Source organism: Nocardioides phosphati (assembly GCF_014646375.1).
Classification (GTDB): Bacteria; Actinomycetota; Actinomycetes; order Propionibacteriales; family Nocardioidaceae; genus Nocardioides; species Nocardioides phosphati.
This window is the reverse complement of sequence record NZ_BMNI01000001.1, coordinates 792,524-812,482: the sequence shown is the minus strand read 5'-3', so window position 1 is coordinate 812,482 and position 19,959 is coordinate 792,524. Positions and strand designations below refer to the sequence as shown.

Below are 19,959 nucleotides of genomic sequence, written 5' to 3'. Positions count from 1 at the left end.
TCCGTCAGCGGCACTGGAAGCGCCCTGCCTCGCTGAGGCGCGCGTCGGGGTCGAGCAGCAGCCCGGCCTCGAGCTCCTTGCGGTTCTCCTTGCCGAGACGACGGTCGGTCGTCTTGACGAAGCCCGGCTCACCCAGCATCACGCGGGTGGTCGTCATCGCACCCTCGACCTCGCGCTGACGCGCAGCCTCGAGGTACGCCGCCCGCTCGGCCTCGCCCAGCGACTGGACGAAGACCTCCGGGTGGGCGATCGCGACCAGACCGGCGACGTGACCGAAGCCGAGGCTGGTCACGAGGCCGACCTTGAGCGGACCGGGACGCAGCGGACGACGCGGCCAGACCAGGTGCGGGTGCTTGGCCAGCTCCGGGTCGACGCAGTCCAGGGCCCGGTTGGGCGGCAGGACGCCGTCACGGAGGACCTGGCAGAGCCCGATCACCTGGAACGCCGCGGCGCCACCCTTGGCGTGACCGGTCAGCGACTTCTGCGACACGACGTACAGCGGGTTGCCCTCGCTGCGGCCGAGCGCCTCGGCGAGCCTCTCGTGCAGGTCCGACTCGTTGGGGTCGTTGGCGTTGGTCGAAGTGTCGTGCTTGCTCACGACGTTGACGTCGTCGGCACCGAGGCCGAGCTCGGCCAGCGCCTTCGCCAGCGGCGACTCCTTGCGACCGAGACCGGCCGCGAGGGCACCGATGCCGGGAGCCGGGATCGACGTGTGGATGCCGTCGGCGAACGACGCGGCGTAGGCCACGACACCGAGCACCGGCAGGCCCATCCGGGCCGCCACGTCACCGCGGGCCAGGATGATCGTGCCGCCACCCTGCGACTCCACGAAGCCACCGCGACGGCGGTCGTTGGGCCGGCTGATGTGCCGGACGTCGATGCCCTGGTCGAGCATCGCCTGGGTGTCCGCGGTCGCGGACATGGCGGCGAAGCCGACGATGCCCTCGGTGCCCAGGTCGTCGAAGCCACCGGCCACGACGACGTCCGCCTTGCCGACCTTGATCTTGTCGACGCCCTCCTCGAGGGAGACCGCGGTCGTCGCGCAGGCGGCGACCGGGTGGATCATCGCGCCGTACGAGCCGACGTACGACTGGACGACGTGGGCGGCGATGACGTTGGGCAGGGCCTCCTGGAGGAGGTCGTTGGCGACGGGCTCGCCGAGCAGGGTGTCGATGTACAGCGACTGCATGGAGGTCATGCCACCGAGACCGGTGCCCTGCGTGTTGGCCACGCGCGCCGGGTGGACCCAGCGCATGAGCTCGGCCGGCGTGAAGCCGCTCGAGAGGAACGCGTCGACGGTGCAGACGAGGTTCCACAGCGCGAGCCGGTCGACGGACTCGAGCATCTCGGCCGGGATGCCCCAGACCGCCGGGTCGAAGCCCGTCGGGATCTGGCCGCCCGCGGTCCGGGTCATCTCGACCCGGCGCGGGACGCGCACCTCGGTGCCGGCCTTGCGGGTGACCGCCCAGCCGCCGTCCGCGGTCGGGGCCGCGGTCGTCTGCGCCGGGTTGGCGGCGACGAAGGCCTTGGCCTCCGCCTCGCTCTCCACGCGGAACGTCATGTCCTGGTCGAGGAAGACCTGGGCCATGAGCGGCGCGGCGTTGTCGACCATCGTGCCGTCGTCCTCGTAGCGGCGGATGCCGCAGCGCTCCATGACGGTGTCGTGGTAGCGCTCGTGGATCTCGCTCTCGGCGATCGCGTCGCCGCTCTCCACGTCGTACCAGGAGGCGCCCTGGGCGTCCCAGCGGACCAGTCCGGTCGACCAGGCGAGCTCGAGCACGCCGGCGGCGGAGAGCTCGTCGGAGACCTCGACCTCGTGCCGCGTGCGGGACGAGCCCCACGGGCCGAGCTCGCCGGCACCGACGATGACGATCAGGTCCTCGGGGGCGGCGGGCACGCCGTCGAGCTCCGGAGCGGCGTACGCCGGGAGCTGGGCGGGCGACGCCGGGAGGGCGTCGATCGTGACCGTCTCGTCCTCGTCGTCGCCCGTGGCCTCGGCGGCAGCGGCGGTGGCCTTCTGCGCCTCGGCGGCGATGTCGCGGAGGTTGACGTTCTCGAGGCCCTCGGCGAGGTCCAGGTGCAGCGGACGCTCGGCGGCGGACTCACGTGCGGCAGGGGTGCAGAGCGCGAGGAGCCGGCCGGCCATCTCGTCGGGGCTCCAGACACGGACACCGGCGTTGCGGACGGCGGTGACCATGGCGTCGTTGGCACCCATGAGGCCGGTGCCGGCGACCCACCCGATGATCGCGTGGGCGAGCGTGACCCGCTCGGGCCACCCCGACTCGGAGCTCCACTTGGCGACCATGGCGTCGAGCGCGGCCTTGGCCTCGCCGTACGCACCGTCGCCACCGAAGATGCCGCGGTTGGGCGAGCCCGGGAGCACGACGTGGACCCGGTTGCGGCCCCAGTCGGCCCCGACGAGGCGCTCGACCGACCACAGCAGGATGCGGGCCTGCAGCTCCGCCTTCGCACCGGCGTCGGCGAGGTCACCCATCACCGGTCCGGCGGCGAACGGGAAGAGCAGCGTCGGGTGCAGCGCGGGCTTGACGACCTCGGTCGTCGGGCCCAGTCGGCGGGTCTGCTCGGTGGTCACCCAGGCGACGAGCGCGTCCACGTCGGCGTACGACGCGAGGTTGGCCGGGACGATCCAGAGCGAGGCACCGACGCGGGCGTGGGTGCGGTAGAGCTCCTTGAACCAGGCCAGGCGCTTGCCGTCGAGGTTGGAGGTCGTGGCGACGACCGTGGCACCGCCGGCGAGGAGGTCCTCGACGATGGCGGCCGCGATCGAGCCCTTGCTGGCGCCGGTGACGACCGCGACCTCGTCGGCCCAGACACCCTTGGTGGTGTCCTCGGCCTGCGCGGCGAGGTCGTCGAGGCCGTACCAGCGGGCCTGGGCGGCGACGACCGGACCGGCGCCGGTGACGGAGGCCTCGGTGAGCTCGCCGGCGGCGACCCGGGCGACGTCCTCACGGGCCGAGGCCCAGCGGTCGTCGAGCAGGACGGCACGCGTGGCGTCGAACGCCGGAGCAGTCATCGTGAGCCAGTCGGAGCCGAGCTCGGCCTCGATCCGCTCGAGGGCCAGGCGGCCCTCGGCGGCGTCCTCGAGCGCGGCGGGCGCCGGGGCGTCCTCGCCGAGCTGGGTGAGGAGGTGACGGGCGGTGGAGGCGAGGGCGTCGGTGATGACACCGGTGACGCCGGCCAGCGCGGCTGCGTCGAGGGTGACCTCGCCACCGCCGGCGGACGGCAGGCTCACGGACACGCCCTGGCGGGCGGCGACCGCAGCGACCGCGGCATCGATGAGCGCGTCGACCTCGGCAGCCGAGCCGGGCACCGTCAGGGTGGCGAGGTCGCCACCACGGACGCTGGAACCCTCACGGGTGCCGGCAGCGACCTCGACGAGCGTGTGCAGGGCCCAGCCCTCGCCGAGCTGCCAGGCGCCGGTCACGCGGTCGGTGATCGCCGACTGGCGGGCACCGAGCGGGCCGAGCACCTTGCGCAGGTGGTCGCCGATCGCGGCGGAGAGCACCGGGCCGAGCGGCTTGTAGCCACGCGAGAGGCCGGCGACCTGGGCGCAGAGCGTCGGGAGGTCGGCCTCGGCCGCACCGTCGATGGCACCGAGGCTGAGCTCGGCACCCAGGTCGACGAGCAGCTGGTTGCGACGCGACGAGGCACCGTCGGTCAGCGACTCGATCGAGTCGGCGTCGCCGAGCTGGTCGGGGCGGACCTTCGTCCACCACGCCAGAAGCAGCCGGGTCGCGTCCGCACCAGTGAAGGAGAGGTCGGCGGGACGCGGCCCGCCCGACGCAGCAGGCGCCGGGGTTGCCGGGGTCAGGGAGGGAGAGTTCCCCGGCTCGGCCGTCGTGGAGGCGGGGACTTCCACCGACGACCCCTCGTCGGGCTCGACGGCCTCGACGGGGTCTTCGTCGCGGGCGAACACCACGAGGGCGTCACGCTCGACGTTGAGCACCTCGACCGGACCGGCCAGGGTGCGGCGTACCTCGGGGAGCTTGAGGGTCGACGACGCGATGTTGGCGAGCGTCGGGGCACGACCCACGCCGACCTCCACGAGCCGCTCCACGCCCATGCCGCCGTCGGCGGAGTCCGCGAACAGCAGGTCCTGGGTCTCGATCCAGCGCACCGGGCTGGCGAACTGCCAGGCCAGCAGCTCGATGAGGACCAGACGGGTCAGCTCCTGCGGCCTGGCAGCCCACGTGTCGAAGTCGGCCAGGGCCGCCTCGACGCGGGTGGCCGGCGCGACCTCCAGGATCGACTCCAGGAACTCACGCGTCAGCGCGAACGGCCGGGCGACGAGGTTCGGCACGTAGCGGCCGAGCAGCGGCGCCGGGTCGACGGCCGGCGGGAGCAGGTCCTCGAGCTTGGCGCGGAAGTCGTCGACGCCGCCCCGCAGGACGCCCGAGTGGAACGGGACGTCGATGCCGGGCACCAGGATGTACGACGCCTTGCCGCCGAACGCCGCACGGCGGCGCTCGATCTCGGCCTCGAGGGCCTCGAGGCCCGCGACGGTGCCGGCGATGGCGTACTGCGAGCCACGCAGGTTGTAGTTGGCGATCTCGAGGAACTCACCGGTCTCGGCGGCGACGCCCTCGACGAAGGCACGGACGTCGTCGTCGGCCACGCCGAACTGCGCCGGACGGATGGCCGCGAGGCGGTAGTCGCTGCGCCCCTCCTCGTCCCGCGGGACGAGCGTGTGCATGACGGAGCCACGCTGGAAGACGACCTCGACGACCGCCTCGAGCGAGAGGACGCCGGAGACCGCGGCGAGCGCGTTGTACTCACCGACGGAGTGGCCGGCGATGATCGCGTCGTCGACGGCGATGCCCGCCTCCATGAGCTCAGCCATCTGCGCAGCGGCGAGGACCGCCATCGCGACCTGGGTGAACTGCGTCAGGAAGAGGACGCCGTCAGGGTGGTGGTGGGTGCCGTCGAAGGCGGCCAGCTCGGTCGGGTTGTCGCGGACGACCTCGAGCACCGAGAAGCCGAGCACCTTGCGGGTGTGGGCGTCGGCGCGGTCCCAGATGGCGCGCGCGGCCTTGCTGCGGCGGTAGCCCTCCATGCCCATGCCGGCGTGCTGGATGCCCTGGCCCGGGAAGACGTACGCCGTGCGCGGCGCCGCCAGGCGGGCGGAGGCGAGCAGCACGAGGTCGCCGTCGACGCGGGCACTGACCTCGAGGACCTCGGCCCCCTCGTCGATGCCCACGCGGTGAGCGGTGACCTCGACCTCGGCACCCGGGCGGACCGGGGCGAGGAAGCGGGCGGTCCAGCCGGTGAGCGTGCGGCGGGTCTGCTCGACCACGACGCGCTGGCTGACCGCGGAGATCCACATGCCGTGGACGATCGGGCCACCCAGGCCGGCGAGCGCGGCGGCCGCGGTGCTGGTGTGGATCGGGTTGTGGTCGCCCGTGACGCTGGCGAACGTGCGCAGGTCCGTCGGCGCGGTGACCGTGGCCCGGGCCCGGCGGCGGCGCTCGGCCTTGCGCTCGTCGAGGAGCGCACCACCCGCACGCTGCGGGTCGGCGAGGGCGTCGGCACCCGTGCGGCCACGGATCGCGAACCGCTCGACGAGCGTCGCCACGGGCTCGCCGGTGGCGTCGTCGACGGTGACGTCGACGGTGACGACCCGGCCGACCTCGGTGTCGGCGACGTCGCGGATCTCGACGCCGACCTTCAGGTCGGTCGCCTCGGCCGGGATCTCGCCCACGAGGGCGTGGTCGAGGTGGACCAGGTCGAGCATGCCCTCGACGACGTCGGCGCGCTGCGAGAGGGCGCCGAAGACGGCCGGCCAGACCAGGCCGACGAGCGCGTCGGGGACGACCGCGGTCGCGGGTCCGCCGGCGGCGGTGGCCGAGGCGTGCGCGGCGCCGGCGGCAGGCTCCCAGCGGGTGGTGCCGCTGGCCGAGCCGCCCGCGAGCTTGAGCAGCGCGGCCATCTCGGTGTCGGGGTTGAGCACGACCGGGGCAGCGCCCGCGGCGACGTCGGCGCCCGCAGCGATGCGGAAGCGGAGCGTGGTGGCGCCGAGCGGCACCTCCAGGAGCGCGACCTCGCCCTCGGCGGTGAGCACCGAGCCGGTGGCCGGGTGCTCGGCACGCTCCGGGGTGACGACCAGCCAGTCGTCGCCCAGGCGGTGGACCGGGTTGATGACGGTGCGGCCGGCCCAGACGGCGTCGGGGGCGGCGAGCACGAGGGAGACGGCACCGGTGGTGTCGGGAGCACGGCGCAGGCCGGGGACGACCGCCGGAGCGCCGTCGGAGACGGCGTCCAGGATGCCGGCCTCGAAGCGGCGCAGCAGGTCGGCCACGGGCTCGTCGACCTGGGTGATGCCGGCGACGGCCACCGGGCCCGGGATGATCGAGACGGCGTCGGCCGGGAAGCGCGGGTCGTGCGACTGCCACAGCGAGTCGGCGCGCCACCAGCGGCGCACGTCGGCGTCGATGACCGGCACGAACGGCACCGGCTTGCCGGGACGACGGCAGACCGTCAGGAAGAACGGCAGGTCGGCCGGGTGCAGCTGCACCGTGTCGGCCGCCGGGTACGCCGAGCGGAGGGCCGCGAGCGCGGCAGCGCCGTCCTCGACGTCGGAGGCCGCCGGGAAGAGCGTCGGGATCGTGCCGTGGTCGGCCTCGGCGAGGCGGGCCTCGGCGCGCTGCACCAGCGCGTGGAAGCGGTCGCGGATCGTGACGTCGAGCCACTCCGGGGTGGCGGAGAGCTCGAGGAACCGGGCCAGCCACCCGGCGTACGTCATGGAGGCGACGTCGCCGAAGTAGGGCTTGGCGGTCTGGTCGAGGAGCTCGGCGATCTCGTCCCGGCGGGCCGCGACGGCGTCGGCGTCGCCGGCGACCTCGTCGAGGATCCGGCCGACCTTCGCGGAGGTGTTCTCGACCTCGTGGATGGAGGCGCCGAGCTGGCTGCGACCGGAGGTCATGCCGCCGTCGACGATGCCGTCCTCGAGCCAGACATCGGTGCCCGGGGTCTCGACGAGCAGCTGCTTGACGGCCGGCGAGGTCGTGGCCTCGAGGGTCGCCATCGCGGCGGTGCCGATGAGCACGCCGTCGAGCGGCATCGCGGGCTGGCCGTGGGACGTGGCCCAGGCACCCGTCACGTAGGAGGCAGCGGTCTCGGGCGTGCCGATGCCGCCACCCACGCAGACGACGACGTTGCTGCGGCGGCGCAGGTCGGCGTACGTCGCGAGGAGGAGCGCGTCGAGGTCCTCCCAGCTGTGGTGGCCACCGGCCTTGCCGCCCTCGACCTGGATGATCACCGGGACGGGGGCGACCTCGTCGGCGATCTGGAGGACCTTCTTGATCTGGGCGACGGTGCCCGGCTTGAAGACGACGTACTCGATGCCGCCTTCGCGCAGCTCCTCGATGAGGGAGACGGCGTCGTCGACCTCGGGGACGCCGGCGGTCACGACGACCGCGTCGAGGGCCGCACCGGCCGCGCGGGCCTTCTGGACCAGGCGGTTGCCGCCGAGCTGGAGCTTCCAGAGGTAGGGGTCGAGCAGCAGCGCGTTGAACGCCGCGGTGCGGCCCGGCTCGAGGAGGCCACCGAGGCGCTCGAGGTTCTCGGCGAAGATCTCCTCGGTGACCTGGCCACCACCGGCGAGCTCGGCCCAGAAGCCGGCGTTGGCGGCGGCGGCGACGATCGCGGGGTCGACGGTGGTCGGCGTCATGCCGGCCAGGACGACGGGCGAGCGGCCGGTCAGGCGGGTGAAGCGCGTCTCGACACGCTTGCTGCCGTCGGGGAGCTCGACGACCTCGGGCGCGAACGACGACCACGCGGCGGTCGGGCGCGGAGCGGCACCGGCGACGGTGAGCTCGCGCAGGCCGCGGGCGGTCGTCGGGGCGACGATGCCGATGCCGTGGGCACGGGCGGTCGGGGCGGAGATCTGGCTGGCCAGGTTGACCGGGCCCAGGTCGAGGAGCCAGCGGGCGCCGGCGTTGGCGACGCTCTCGACGGCGGCGGGCCAGTCGATCGGCTCGACGAGCGAGCGGTGCGCGAGGTCGCGGGCCCAGTCGGCGTCGAGGCCGCAGCGGACGGCCCACTCGACGGCGAGGTCGACGGCCTCGGCCAGCTCGGGGTGGTGGTAGGCGGCACGCGCGAGCACCGGGTCGACGGTGACCTTGTCACCGAGGGCCTCGCGCAGGCGGGCCTGGCCGACGGCCGGACCCGAGACGACGGTCGCGGAGGCGCCGTTGACGATCGCCGGGACGATGCGGCTCGAGGCCGGCAGGGTGTCGATCAGCTCCTGCAGCTCGGCGCGGGGACGCGGGACGGCGACGAGGCACTCCCCCAGGAGGCCACGTCGTACGCCAACGACCTCGGTCGCCGCACCCAGGAGGCGGGCGAGGGCGAGGACGTCGGCCTCGTCGGCGCCGTCGAGGACGGCGATCGGGAGGCAGCCCTGGGAGTGGCCGATGCTGGCCACGGCGCCGCGCAGGTCGAGCCCCAGCTCGCGCACCGCGCGGATCGCGGCCAGGTGGCCCAGCGTGATGCCGGGGAGGGAGCGGGAGGGAGCGCGCAGGCGCTCGACCGACGGGAGGTCGGGAGCGTCCTCGACCTCGGAGGAGTGGGCCTCGGCGACGCCGTCGAGCCAGGTCAGCGGCTGGAACTCGGCGTCGGCGTGGAGCAGGTCCTGCGCGACGGGCGCGAGGCGGGCGTCGGCAGCGACGACGAGGGAGCCCAGCTCGAGGCGGTGGACCCGGACGAGCTCGGCGAGCGGCTCGAGCCAGTCGGCGCCCTGACCACCGAACGCGACGGCGAAGGGCGTGCCCGCGGCGAGGCGGTCCAGGAGGCGCTTGGTCGAGGTGCGCTCCTTGAGGGGCGCGGAGGGGGCAGGGGCGGCGGGGGTGAGGGCGGTGTCTGGGGTCACGAGAACCATGAGAACAGAAACATGAGCCTTTGCTCAAGTTTTTCTTGAGTATTCCCTCATGTTTTGAGACGATCCCTGCAGAAGCTTCTCGTTCTATCGACGCGCCCTCGGGGCGCAGGCCCCGGAGGTTGTTGGTGTTCTCCCGAATCGCGATCGTGAACCGTGGCGAGGCGGCCATGCGGCTCGTCCACGCCGTCCGTGACCTCAAGGCGGCTGGCGAGCAGCTGACCACGATCGCGCTCTACACCGACGCGGAGCGCCACGCGATGTTCGTGCGCGAGGCCGACGAGTCCTACGGCCTGGGCCCGGCCTCGGCACGGCCCTACCTCGACCTCGCCGTGCTCGAGCGCGCGCTCGTCGCCTCCCGCGCCGACGCGGTCTGGGTCGGCTGGGGCTTCGTCGCCGAGGACCCGACGTTCGTCGACCTGTGCGACCGGCTCGGCATCACCTTCATCGGTCCCTCCGCCGAGGCGATGCGCCAGCTCGGCGACAAGATCGGGTCCAAGCGGATCGCGGAGAAGGTCGGCGTCCCCGTCGCCCCGTGGAGCAACGGCCCGGTCGAGACCCTCGAGGAGGCGCTCGCCGCCGCCGAGGCGATCGGCTACCCGATGATGCTCAAGGCGACCGCCGGCGGTGGCGGTCGCGGCATCCGCAAGGTCAGCACCGTCGCCGAGCTCACCGACGCCTACCAGCGCACCCGTGACGAGGCGGAGCGTGCCTTCGGCAGCGGCGTCGTCTTCCTCGAGCGCGTCGTCACCGGCGCCCGCCACGTCGAGGTGCAGCTGATCGCCGACGGCCACGGCACCGCCTGGGCCCTCGGCGTACGCGACTGCTCGGTGCAGCGCCGCAACCAGAAGGTGATCGAGGAGTCCGCCTCTCCCCTGCTCTCCCCCGACCAGGTCGCCGAGCTCAAGGCGTCCGCCGAGCGGCTCGCGGTCGCGGTGGGCTACACGGGCGCCGGCACGGTCGAGTTCCTCTACCAGCCCGAGGAGCGCACCTTCGCCTTCCTCGAGGTCAACACCCGCCTCCAGGTCGAGCACCCGATCACCGAGGTGACCACCTCGGTCGACCTCGTGAAGGCGCAGATCCACGTCGCCCGCGGCGGCCGGCTCCAGGAGTTCACCGGCACCCAGGAGCGCCCGGCCGAAGCGGGCCACGCCGTCGAGGCCCGCCTCAACGCCGAGGACCCCGACCGCGACTTCGCCCCGGCCCCCGGCCGCGTCGCGCTGCTCGAGCTGCCGAGCGGCCCCGGCGTACGCGTCGACACCGGCCTCGGCGAGGGCGACGTCATCCCCGCCGACTTCGACTCGATGATCGCCAAGGTCATCGCCTACGGCCGCGACCGCGACGAGGCGCTCGCCCGCCTGCGCCGCGCGATGGCCGAGACCACCGTCGTCATCGAGGGCGGCACCACCAACAAGGGCTTCATCCTCGACCTCCTCGACCAGCCGGAGGTCGTCTCCGGCGAGCCGGCCTGGGCCGACACCGCGTGGATCGACCGCGCCCGCGGCGAGGGCCGCCTGGTCTCCGACGCACACCGGGAGGTCGCCCTGCTCGTCGCCGCCATCGCCGCGTACGACGAGGGAACGGGCGTCGAGCGCACCCGCCTGCTCGAGACCGCCCACGGCGGCCGGCCGCAGGTCCAGCACGAGGTCGGCAAGCCGGTCGAGGTCAAGCTCCGCGGCACGACGTACCGACTGACCGCGCTGCAGCTCGCGCCGGGCCGCTACCAGGTCACGCTCGAGGCGGGCGCCAGCACGGCCACCGCCGACGTCGAGCTCGAGTGGCTCGACCAGTTCCACGCCCACCTCGTCGTCGCCGGCCAGCGCCACCGCATCGTCTCCGCGGTGCACGGCCCGGTCCACCTCGTCGAGGTCGACGGCGTCACCCACCGCGTCACCCGCGACGAGGGCGGCGTCGTCCGCTCGCCCGCCCCGGCGCTCGTCGTCGCGACCCCCGTCGCCGTCGGTGACGTCGTCCCCGCCGGCGCTCCCCTCCTGGTGCTCGAGAGCATGAAGATGGAGACCGTCCTCCCCGCGCCGTTCGAGGCCCGGGTGCGCGAGCTCCAGGTCATCACCGGCAGCCAGGTCGAGACCGGCGCTCCCCTGCTCCGCATCGAGCCGGTCGCCGTCGACGGCGCCGAGGCCGCCGCCGACGTCGAGGGCGCTGCCCTCGTGCTGCCCACGGCCGCCACCCCCGCTTCCCTCGAGGAGCGGGTCGAGCTCGCGCGCACCACCCTCACCGCCCTCCTCCTCGGGTACGACGTGCCGTCGCGCGAGCGCGCCAGCGCCCTGAAGGAGTACCTCACCGCCCGCGACGAGCTGCGCGCCTCCGGTGCCGACGTGATCGCGCTCGACTCCACGCTCGTCGACCTCTTCACCGACGTCGCCGACCTGCACCGCGACCGTCCGGCCGACGAGGAGCGCCGCACCGAGCTGCGCGTCCACAGCTCGCGCGAGCACTTCCACACCTACCTGCGCAGCCTCGACGCCGACCGCGGTGGGCTGCCGGAGCACTTCCGCGACCGCCTGTGCCGGGTGCTCGCCCGCTACGGCGTCGAGGACCTGACCCGCACCGCCGAGCTCGAGGACGCCGTCTTCCGGATGTTCCTCGCGCAGCAGGGTGCGGCCAACGACGCCGACATCGTGATCGCGCTGCTGCAGCGCTGGATCGACGAGCCCGCGCCCGACGCCGCCGTCGCCGGCGACCTCCGGGCCCGTCTCGAGCGGCTCAAGGGCGCCACCCAGCGTCGCTTCCCCGTCGTGGGCGACCTGGCCCGCAGCATCCGGTTCCGCTGGTTCGACCAGCCGCTGGTCGACGCCGACCGCGCGGCCGTGCTGGCCGGCGTACGGGACGAGGTGGCGGCGCTCGCCGCGCCGGACGCGACCGACCGCGAGGCACGGATCGAGGCGCTGGCCACGATCCCGGAGAAGATCGTCGGGTTCCTCGGTGAGCGGATCGCCGCCGGCGCCACGGGCCCGGAGCCGATGCTCGAGGTGATGACGCGGCGGCACTACCGCGACCACCTGGGCGACGTCTCCATCAAGCCGCGCGAGGGACGCGAGCTCCTCCACGCGACCTACGAGCTCGACGGCGCGACGCGTCACCTGGTCACCACGACGGGCACCTTCGACGAGCTGGGTGACGCCTCCTCCTCGCTGGTCCGCGGCCTCTCCTCGGCGCTCGCCGACGCGGCTGCCCCGCAGGACGTCGTCGCCGACCTCTTCCTCCACTGGCCCTCAGCGCCCGCCGGCGACGAGCTGGTCGGCTCGCTCGGCGACGCCCTCGCCGCGAGCGGCCTCATCGAGCTGGCCCGCCGGGTCACCGTCGCCGTCCTGCCGGGCGAGGACGGCCGCGTCGACTACTACACGTTCCGGCCCGAGCCGCCCGCCGGCACCGAGCTGCCCGAGGGCGGCGGCCGCACCGTCGCCGAGGACGACCTGGTCCACGGCGTGCACCCGATGGTTGCGCGCCGCCTCGACCTGTGGCGGCTGCGCGACTTCCAGATCACCCGCCTGGACGCTCCCGAGGACGTCCTGCTCTACGAGTGCGTCGGCCGCGACAACGCCGATGACCGGCGGCTGGTCGCGCTGGCCCAGGTCCGCCAGCTCGCCGTCGTCCGCGACGAGGACGGCACCGTGACCGGCGTACCCCACGCGGAGCGCGCCATCGAGAACTGCCTCGAGGCGGTCCGCCGGGCGCGCACCTCGCGCGGCGGCGCCGGCGTGAAGCTCGACCTCAACCACGTCTGGGTCCACGTGTGGCCGGTCGTCGACGCCGACGTCGAGCAGCTGACCGCCCTCCAGCGGAAGATCACGCCGCTCACCGACGCCGCCGGCATCAGCGAGGTCGTCGTCAGCGGCCGCCTCGCACACCGGGATGGAGGCAGCAACGGGGATGCCCACCCGGCGTCCATCCGCTTCTCGCGCGGACCCGGCGGCCGGGTCGTCACCGCGGTCGAGGCTCCCCCGACCGAGCCCCTCAAGACCCTCGACGAGTACGACGGCAAGGTGCTGCGGGCCCGCCGCCGCGGCCTCGTCTACCCCTACGAGCTGCTCCCGCTGCTGACCGGACCGCGCGGCTCCTTCGTCGAGCACGACCTCGACGACACCGGCGTGCTGGTGCCCGTCGACCGCCCGCGCGGCCTCAACAAGGCCGGCATCATCGCGGGCGTCGTCACGACCCCGACCGCGCTCCACCCCGAGGGCGTCACGCGCGTCGTGCTCTGCGGTGACCCGACCAAGGCACTCGGCGCCGTCGCCGAGGCCGAGTGCTCGCGCGTCATCGCCGCGATCGACCTCGCCGAGCAGCTCGGCGTACCGCTGGAGTGGTACGCCCTCTCCGCCGGCGCCCGGATCTCCATGGAGTCCGGCACCGAGAACATGGACTGGGTGGCGGCCGGCCTGCGCCGCATCATCGAGTTCACCCAGGACGGCGGCGAGATCAACGTCGTCGTGACCGGCATCAACGTCGGCGCCCAGCCGTACTGGAACGCCGAGGCGACGATGCTCATGCACACCAAGGGCATCCTCGTGATGACGCCCGACAGCGCCATGGTGCTCACCGGCAAGCAGTCGCTCGACTTCTCCGGCGGTGTCTCGGCCGAGGACAACTTCGGCATCGGCGGCTACGACCGCGTCATGGGCGCCAACGGCCAGGCGCAGTACTGGGCCGCCGACCTGCCGGGCGCCTTCGACGTCCTGATGGCCCACTACGAGCACACGTACGTCGCGCCCGGCGAGGCCGGCCCCCGCAAGGCCGCGACCAGCGACCCCGCGGACCGCGACGTCTGCACCTACCCGCACGACGACCCGTCGAGCGACTTCACGACGGTCGGCGAGATCTTCTCGTCCGCGAGCAACCCCGACCGCAAGAAGCCGTTCGACATCCGCACGGTCATGCGGGCCGTGGCCGACCAGGACCACGCCACGCTCGAGCGCTGGGCCGGCATGGCCGACGCCGACACGGCCGTCGTCTTCGACGCGCACCTCGGCGGTCACCCCGTCTGCCTGCTCGGCATCGAGTCCAAGCCGGTCCCGCGGCGCGGGTTCCCGCCGGCGGACGGCCCCGACGTCTACACCGGCGGCACGCTCTTCCCGCGCTCGTCGAAGAAGGCCGCGCGCGCCATCAACGCGGCGAGCGGCAACCGCCCGCTCGTCGTCCTGGCCAACCTCTCCGGCTTCGACGGCTCGCCCGACTCGATGCGCAACCTCCAGCTGGAGTACGGCGCGGAGATCGGCCGCGCGATCACGAACTTCGACGGTCCGATCGTCTTCGTCGTGATCTCGCGCTACCACGGTGGTGCCTTCGTGGTCTTCTCCAAGGCACTGAACCCGCGCATGACGGTGCTGGCGCTCGAGGGCTCCTTCGCCTCCGTCATCGGCGGCGCCCCGGCGGCTGCGGTGGTCTTCTCCGCCGAGGTCGACAAGCGCACCGCCCGCGACACGCAGGTCCAGGAGCTCGAGGCAGCCCTCGCCGACGCCGACCCGGCCGAGCGCGGCCGGCTCGCCGTGGAGCTGGGCCGGCTCCGCGCCGGCGTACGGGCGGAGAAGCTGAGCGAGGTCGCCGGTGAGTTCGACGGCGTCCACGACATCCACCGTGCCGTGCGCGTCGGATCGGTCGACGCGGTGATCTCGGCGCAGAACCTGCGCCCGGAGATCATCTCCGCGATCACGCGGGGACTCGAGGGCTGACGCGACAGGAGGCCGGGCCCGTGACGGGCCCGGCCTCCTGCGTTCTCCTCCCCGCGATGCCTCGTCGACGGGTCAGAAGCTGTACGACGTCACGTCGTGCAGCAGCATGTGGACTTCTTCTCCTGTGGTGCGCGGAGCCCCAGCCGTGGTCGTCGTCATCGGGTCAGCCTGCGGCCCTCGACCTGACAACTTCCTGACTGCGCCGCGCGGTGTCGGGTTGGCGAGACGGCCGGGTCGGCCAGGTGCGGTCGATGTCCGCGGCGTTCTCGACGCGCACCGGCGCGTCATCGCCGGACACCGGGGTACGGGGCAGCCCGTGATCATCACCAGCGTGCTCTGCTGCCTCCCTGCGTGCGTCGACCACGGCCAGTGTCCTGCCGCCGGGGCGAGGACGTGACCACCGCCGTCGTCGTCGGCAGCGGGCCCAACGGCCTCGCTGCTGCCCTCACCCTCGCCGCCGAGGGGGTTCAGGTCCGGGTCATCGAGGCCGCGGACACCCTCGGCGGCGGCACGCGCTCTGCCGAGCTCACCCTCCCGGGGCTGGTCCACGACGAATGCTCCGGCTTCCACCCGTTTGCGCTCGCCTCGCCCTTCGCCGCGCGGTTCGACCTCGCGCGGGCTGGCCTGACCTGGCGCTGGGCAGAGGCGGAGACGGCCCACCCGCTCGACGGCGGCCGCGGTGCCGTCGTACGCCGGTCGGTGGCCGAGACCGCCGCCGGGCTGGGCGAGGCGGGCCGCACGTGGAGCCAGGTCTTCGGACCGCTCGTCCAGCGGTTCGACACGATCAGCCAGGAGATCCTGCAACCGGTCCTCCACCTGCCGCGCCACCCGATCCACCTGGCGCGCTTCGGGCTCTCCTCCGCGCTGCCGGCGACCCTGCTGGCCCGCCACTTCCCGACCCCGGAGGCCCGCGCCCTCTTCGCAGGCGTCGCTGCCCACTCCTTCCAGGAGCTGGGCAGCATCGCTTCCTCGGCGATCGGCGTCGCGCTCGTGACCGCTGCCCAGGCCGACGGGTGGCCGGTCGCGCAGGGCGGATCGGTGGCGATCCGCGACGCGATCCTCAAGCGGGCGGCAGAGCACGGCGCGGAGTTCGAGACCGGTCGCCGGGTCGGGTCCCTCGACGAGCTCGGCGGCCCCGACCTGGTCATGCTCGACATGACGCCCCGGGCCGCGGCCGCCATCATCGGCGAGCGGCTGCCGGGCCGCGTGCGCCGCGCGTACACCCGCTACCGGCACGGTCCCGGCGCCTTCAAGGTCGACTTCGCCGTCGAGGGCGGCGTGCCCTGGACCCACGAGGGCTCCCGCATCGCGGGCACCGTCCACCTCGGCGGCGACCTCGCCGAGATCGCCGCCGCCGAGCGTGACGTCACCGCCGGCCGGATGCCTGAGCGGCCCTTCGTGCTGGTCGGGCAGCAGTACGTCGCCGACCCGACGCGATCGGTCGGCGACGTCCACCCGCTCTACGCCTACGCCCACGTGCCTGCGGGCTACACCGGCGACGCCACGGAGGCGATCGTGCAGCGGATCGAGCAGTTCGCCCCGGGCTTCCGCGACCGGATCCGGGCGACGTACGTGCGCTCGACGACGGCGATGAGCGAGCACAACGAGAACTACGTCGGCGGCGACATCGTCACCGGGGCCAACGACCCGCTCCAGCTGCTCTTCCGGCCCCGGGTCGCACTCGACCCCTACGCCACCGGCGTCGAGGGGGTCTACCTCTGCTCGGCCGCCACCCCTCCGGGCGCTGGTGCCCACGGGATGTGCGGCTACAACGCCGCCACCCGCGCGCTTGCGCGGCTCGCGTAGGTTTCGTGTGGCTCAGGCGTCCAGGTGCCGGACCAGGAACTCGGTCTGGTCGGCCACGGCCGCCTCGAACTGCTCGCCGACGTAGATGTCGAAGTGGCTGGCCGGATAGGTCCTGACCTCCCCTCGCGGCGCCCTGCGGGCGTAGCGCAACGTCGGCTTCGGCGGCGTGACGGTGTCCTGCTCGCACACGCAGAACAGGATCGGCGCCTCGACGTTGCGCGCGGCACGGCCCGGTCGGCTGAGGGCGATGGCGGGCACGATCCGCGCCGCTGCCTCGTTGCGGAAGGTCTCCCCCGCCGGCATCAGCGACTGGCAGTCCTCGAGGACGCCGGGACCGGCCATCAGGGCCTTCGCGCGCGCCTCGCCGGCGAGCGGCACGAGCACCGGGGAGCCGCCCCGCGCCTGGGCAACCAGGTCGGCGAGCACGGCGGGCAGCAGCCGGGCACTGCTCACCGGACCCAGCGCCAGGGAGGTCGCCACACCACTGGTGAAGGGACACTGCGCGACCGCCGCGGCCAGCTCGGGGTGGCGCGACGCGACGGTGATCGCGTTGCCCCCGCCCAGCGACGAGCCCCAGACCGCGACGCGCGATCCGTCGAGGGCGGGGTGGGCCTTCACGTAGCGGAGCGCCGACTCCCAGTCCTCGAGCTGCTGCCTGATCGACACGACCTGGCGGAGCGCGCCGCCCGACGTACCGAAGTTGCGGTGGGTGAAGGCAAGAGCGGCGATCCCGGCGGCGGCGAAGCGCTCGGCGAAGGCGTCCACGCGCATCTCCCGACTGGCCCCCAACCCGTGCCCGAGCACGACGACCGGTGAGCGCTCCACACCCTGCGGAAGGAAGAGCCAGGCGGCGCAGCTGTCGCCGTCGGAGTCGAACGTGACGTCGTGGCGTACGACGACATGGCCGGTCATCGGATCGCTCCCGCGCCACGGGTGGTCCCGCGTTCGAGGACGTCGTCGAAGACGCCGGGCTGGTAGAGCGGCAGCTCTCCGCTGGCCTCGGTGTTGGCCATGTAGTCGAGCATCAGCTCCTGACCGATGTCGGAGAGTGCGGTGGCGAGGAACTCGGAGCGCTCGATGTGGAGCCCCTCCTCGAGTCCGGCCGAGCCACCGAAGTAGACCGACCGCTTGATCGCCGCGCGCGACGACTTCGGGCGCGACCCGAGGTGGGCGGCGAGCTCCAGCGCACGGTCGAGCACCCAGGCCGGCTCGACGACCTCGTCCACGGCGCCGACCTCGAGCGCTGCCGCCGGCGTGAACGGCTCGCCGGAGAGGATCGCCAGCAGCGCCCGGTGGTTGCCGACCAGCCGCGGGAGCCGCTGGCTGCCGCCACCGCCCGGCATGATCCCGAGCAGCACCTCCGGCTGACCGATGACGAAGTCGCCGTCCGCCATCACGCGCAGGTCGTTGGCCCAGGCGAACTCGGCCCCGAGGCCGAGCGCCGAGCCGTTGAGCGCGGCGATGAAGATGACGCCACTGCGGTTCATCTTGAGGAAGGTCTGGTGCACCCGCTCCAGCTGCACGGCGGGCCACAACGGCGTCTTCCCGAGCACGGGCTTGAGCCCGCCGGCGCGGTTGACGCCACGCGCCGTACGGGCGAGGGCGGCGGCACCCCGGACCCCGACAGACGGCACCTTCGCGCCGCCCTCCTGCAGCCAGCGCACCTCGGCGTGGGAGACGAAACGGCCGGGGTGCGTGCCCGTGAAGACGACAGCCTGGACCTCCGGGTCGGCGTCGGCGCGGTCGACGAGCGCGTCGAGCTGCTCGGCGATGTCGTTGCCGAAGAGGCCCAGCGGCCCGCCGTCGATGCGGGCGACGAGGACGGCACCGCGGTCCTCGATCTCGATGTTGCCGCGAACTTCTTCTGCCATGACCGGTCTCCGTTACGGATCTGACGGGCGGGGGCGCCCCTTGTCCTCAGACAATAACGAAGTTATTCTGCCTCGACAAGCCCCGAGGAGACGCCGTGAGCAACGCCACCCATCCCCCGCTGGACCACGACTGGATCGTCGTGGGCTCCGGCTTCGGCGGCAGCGTCGCCGCCCTGCGCCTCGCCGAGAAGGGATACCGCGTCGCCGTCGTCGAACGTGGTCGCGACTACGCCGATGAGGATCTCCCCCGGTCCGCCTCCGACCGGCGCTTCTTCTGGGCACCCGCGCTGGGACTGCGCGGGATCATGCGCAACGTCCTGTTCGGGCACGTGTTCAGCTCGACCCAGACCGGGGTCGGCGGGGGAAGCCTGGTGTACGGCGGCGTGCTGTTCCGCGCACAGGATCCGTTCTTCACCGACCCGCAGTGGAACGACCTGGCTGACTGGCAGCAGCTCCTCGCCCGCCCGTACGCCGAGGCCGAGCGCATGCTGGGCGTCGCCACGACGCCGTAGGAGTCCGTGACCATGCGCCTGACGCGCGACGTCGCGGACCACTTCGCCGCCCGCGGGAGCTTCGCTCCGGCTCCGGTCGCGGTCTACTTCGGCGAGCCGGGCAAGACGGTCCCCGACCCGTACTTCGGGGGCACCGGCCCGGACCGCACCGGCTGCACGCGATGCGGCGAGTGCATGACCGGCTGCCGCACGGGCGCGGCGAACCGGCTGACCAAGAACTATCTGTGGTTCGCAGCCAGGGCCGGCGCGACGATCCTCCCGGAGCGCGAGGTCATCGACGTCAGGCCACTCGGAGCCGCCGACGGTAGTCAGGGGTACCGCGTCACGACCCGGCGCCCGGGCAGGCTGCTCAGGCGGGACGTGCAGACGTCCACCGCCCGCGGTGTCGTGTTCGCCGGGGGCGCGGTGGGCACCAACGAGCTCCTCGCCGACTGCAAGGGCCGCGGCTCACTGCCACGCATCAGCAACCAGCTCGGCGCACTGGTGCGGACCAACAGCGAAGCTGTCCTCTCCGTCCTGCTTCCGTCCGACATCGAGACGTGGCGCGACGTCACCGCGAGCAGTCGGGTGATCATCGATGGCGACACCCAGGTCGAGTTCCTCACCTACGGACGCCGCGCCGACGTCATGAGGCTTCTCTTCACGGTGCTGGTCGGTGAAGGAGGCCGCTGGCAGAGGCGGCTGCGCTGGGCGGGCTCGGTGGCCCGGCACCCGCGGAGATGGCTCGCCACCCTTCGGTCAGGCTGGAGCAGGCGGACGCTGATGATGCTGGTCATGCAGCCGCGCGACAACGCGATCCGCTTCCAGGCCAGGCGCCGCCGGCTGGGTCGTGGCTACCGGATCGTGACGCGGGTCGACCCCGGTCGACCCGCGCCGACGTACCTCGATGCCGGGCACGCGGTGGCCAGGTGGCTGGCGGACCGGACCGGCGGCATTGCCCAGAGCAGCGTCTTCGAGGCGCTCGGCAACATGCCGATGACCGCTCACGTCCTCGGCGGTGCCGTCATCGGAGCCACGGACGCGACCGGCGTCGTCGATGCGGATCTCAGCGTGTTCGGCTACCGGAACATGCTCGTCTGCGACGCCGCTGCCCTGCCGGCGAATCCCGGCGTGAACCCTGCGCTCACCATCACTGCGCTCGCGGAGCATGCGATGGCGCAGGTCCCGGCGGCCGGTTTGGGACGATAGCG

Annotated in this window: 7 protein-coding genes; 4 read left to right on the top strand and 3 right to left on the bottom strand. The window is 73.4% G+C overall.

What is annotated here, in order from left to right; all coding sequences use genetic code 11:
- Positions 1-4: 4 nt before the first annotated feature.
- Complete coding sequence (locus IEX47_RS04070; protein WP_229662607.1) at positions 5-8,887, bottom strand: type I polyketide synthase; 8,883 nt, start codon at positions 8,885-8,887, stop codon at positions 5-7.
- A gap of 134 nt (positions 8,888-9,021) precedes the next feature.
- Between IEX47_RS04070 and IEX47_RS04065 the strand changes: the two genes are divergently transcribed.
- Positions 9,022-14,580, top strand: coding sequence for an ATP-binding protein (locus tag IEX47_RS04065; RefSeq protein WP_188782663.1), 5,559 nt, complete (start codon positions 9,022-9,024; stop codon positions 14,578-14,580).
- Positions 14,581-14,973: 393 nt separating this feature from the next.
- Complete coding sequence (locus tag IEX47_RS04060; RefSeq protein WP_188782662.1) at positions 14,974-16,386, top strand: phytoene desaturase family protein; 1,413 nt, start codon at positions 14,974-14,976, stop codon at positions 16,384-16,386.
- Between the two features lie 12 nt (positions 16,387-16,398).
- On the opposite strand, the gene IEX47_RS04055 is transcribed toward IEX47_RS04060, so the two are convergent.
- The gene (locus tag IEX47_RS04055) at positions 16,399-17,298 is read right to left on the bottom strand and encodes an alpha/beta hydrolase (protein ID WP_188782661.1); all 900 of its coding nucleotides are present in this window, start codon (positions 17,296-17,298) and stop codon (positions 16,399-16,401) included.
- A complete protein-coding gene (locus IEX47_RS18075; RefSeq protein WP_188782660.1) occupies positions 17,295-18,257 on the bottom strand; it encodes an enoyl-CoA hydratase/isomerase family protein in 963 nt (320 codons plus the stop codon). Before IEX47_RS18075 ends, IEX47_RS04055 begins: the two co-directional genes overlap by 4 nt.
- 95 nt (positions 18,258-18,352) lie before the next feature.
- Between IEX47_RS18075 and IEX47_RS17900 the strand changes: the two genes are divergently transcribed.
- Complete coding sequence (locus tag IEX47_RS17900; protein WP_229662606.1) at positions 18,353-18,769, top strand: FAD-dependent oxidoreductase; 417 nt, start codon at positions 18,353-18,355, stop codon at positions 18,767-18,769.
- Positions 18,770-18,781: 12 nt separating this feature from the next.
- Positions 18,782-19,957: a GMC oxidoreductase gene (locus tag IEX47_RS04045; RefSeq protein WP_229662605.1), complete on the top strand. Its 1,176-nt coding sequence runs from the start codon at positions 18,782-18,784 to the stop codon at positions 19,955-19,957.
- The last annotated feature ends 2 nt before the right edge of the window (positions 19,958-19,959 follow it).

Excerpts from the sequence above, each read along its gene's own strand:
- IEX47_RS04045 (WP_229662605.1), top strand. The coding sequence starts at position 18,782 with ATGCGCCTGACGCGCGACGTCGCGGACCACTTCGCCGCCCGCGGGAGC.
- IEX47_RS04055 (WP_188782661.1), bottom strand. The coding sequence starts at position 17,298 with ATGACCGGCCATGTCGTCGTACGCCACGACGTCACGTTCGACTCCGAC.
- IEX47_RS18075 (WP_188782660.1), bottom strand. The coding sequence starts at position 18,257 with ATGGCAGAAGAAGTTCGCGGCAACATCGAGATCGAGGACCGCGGTGCC.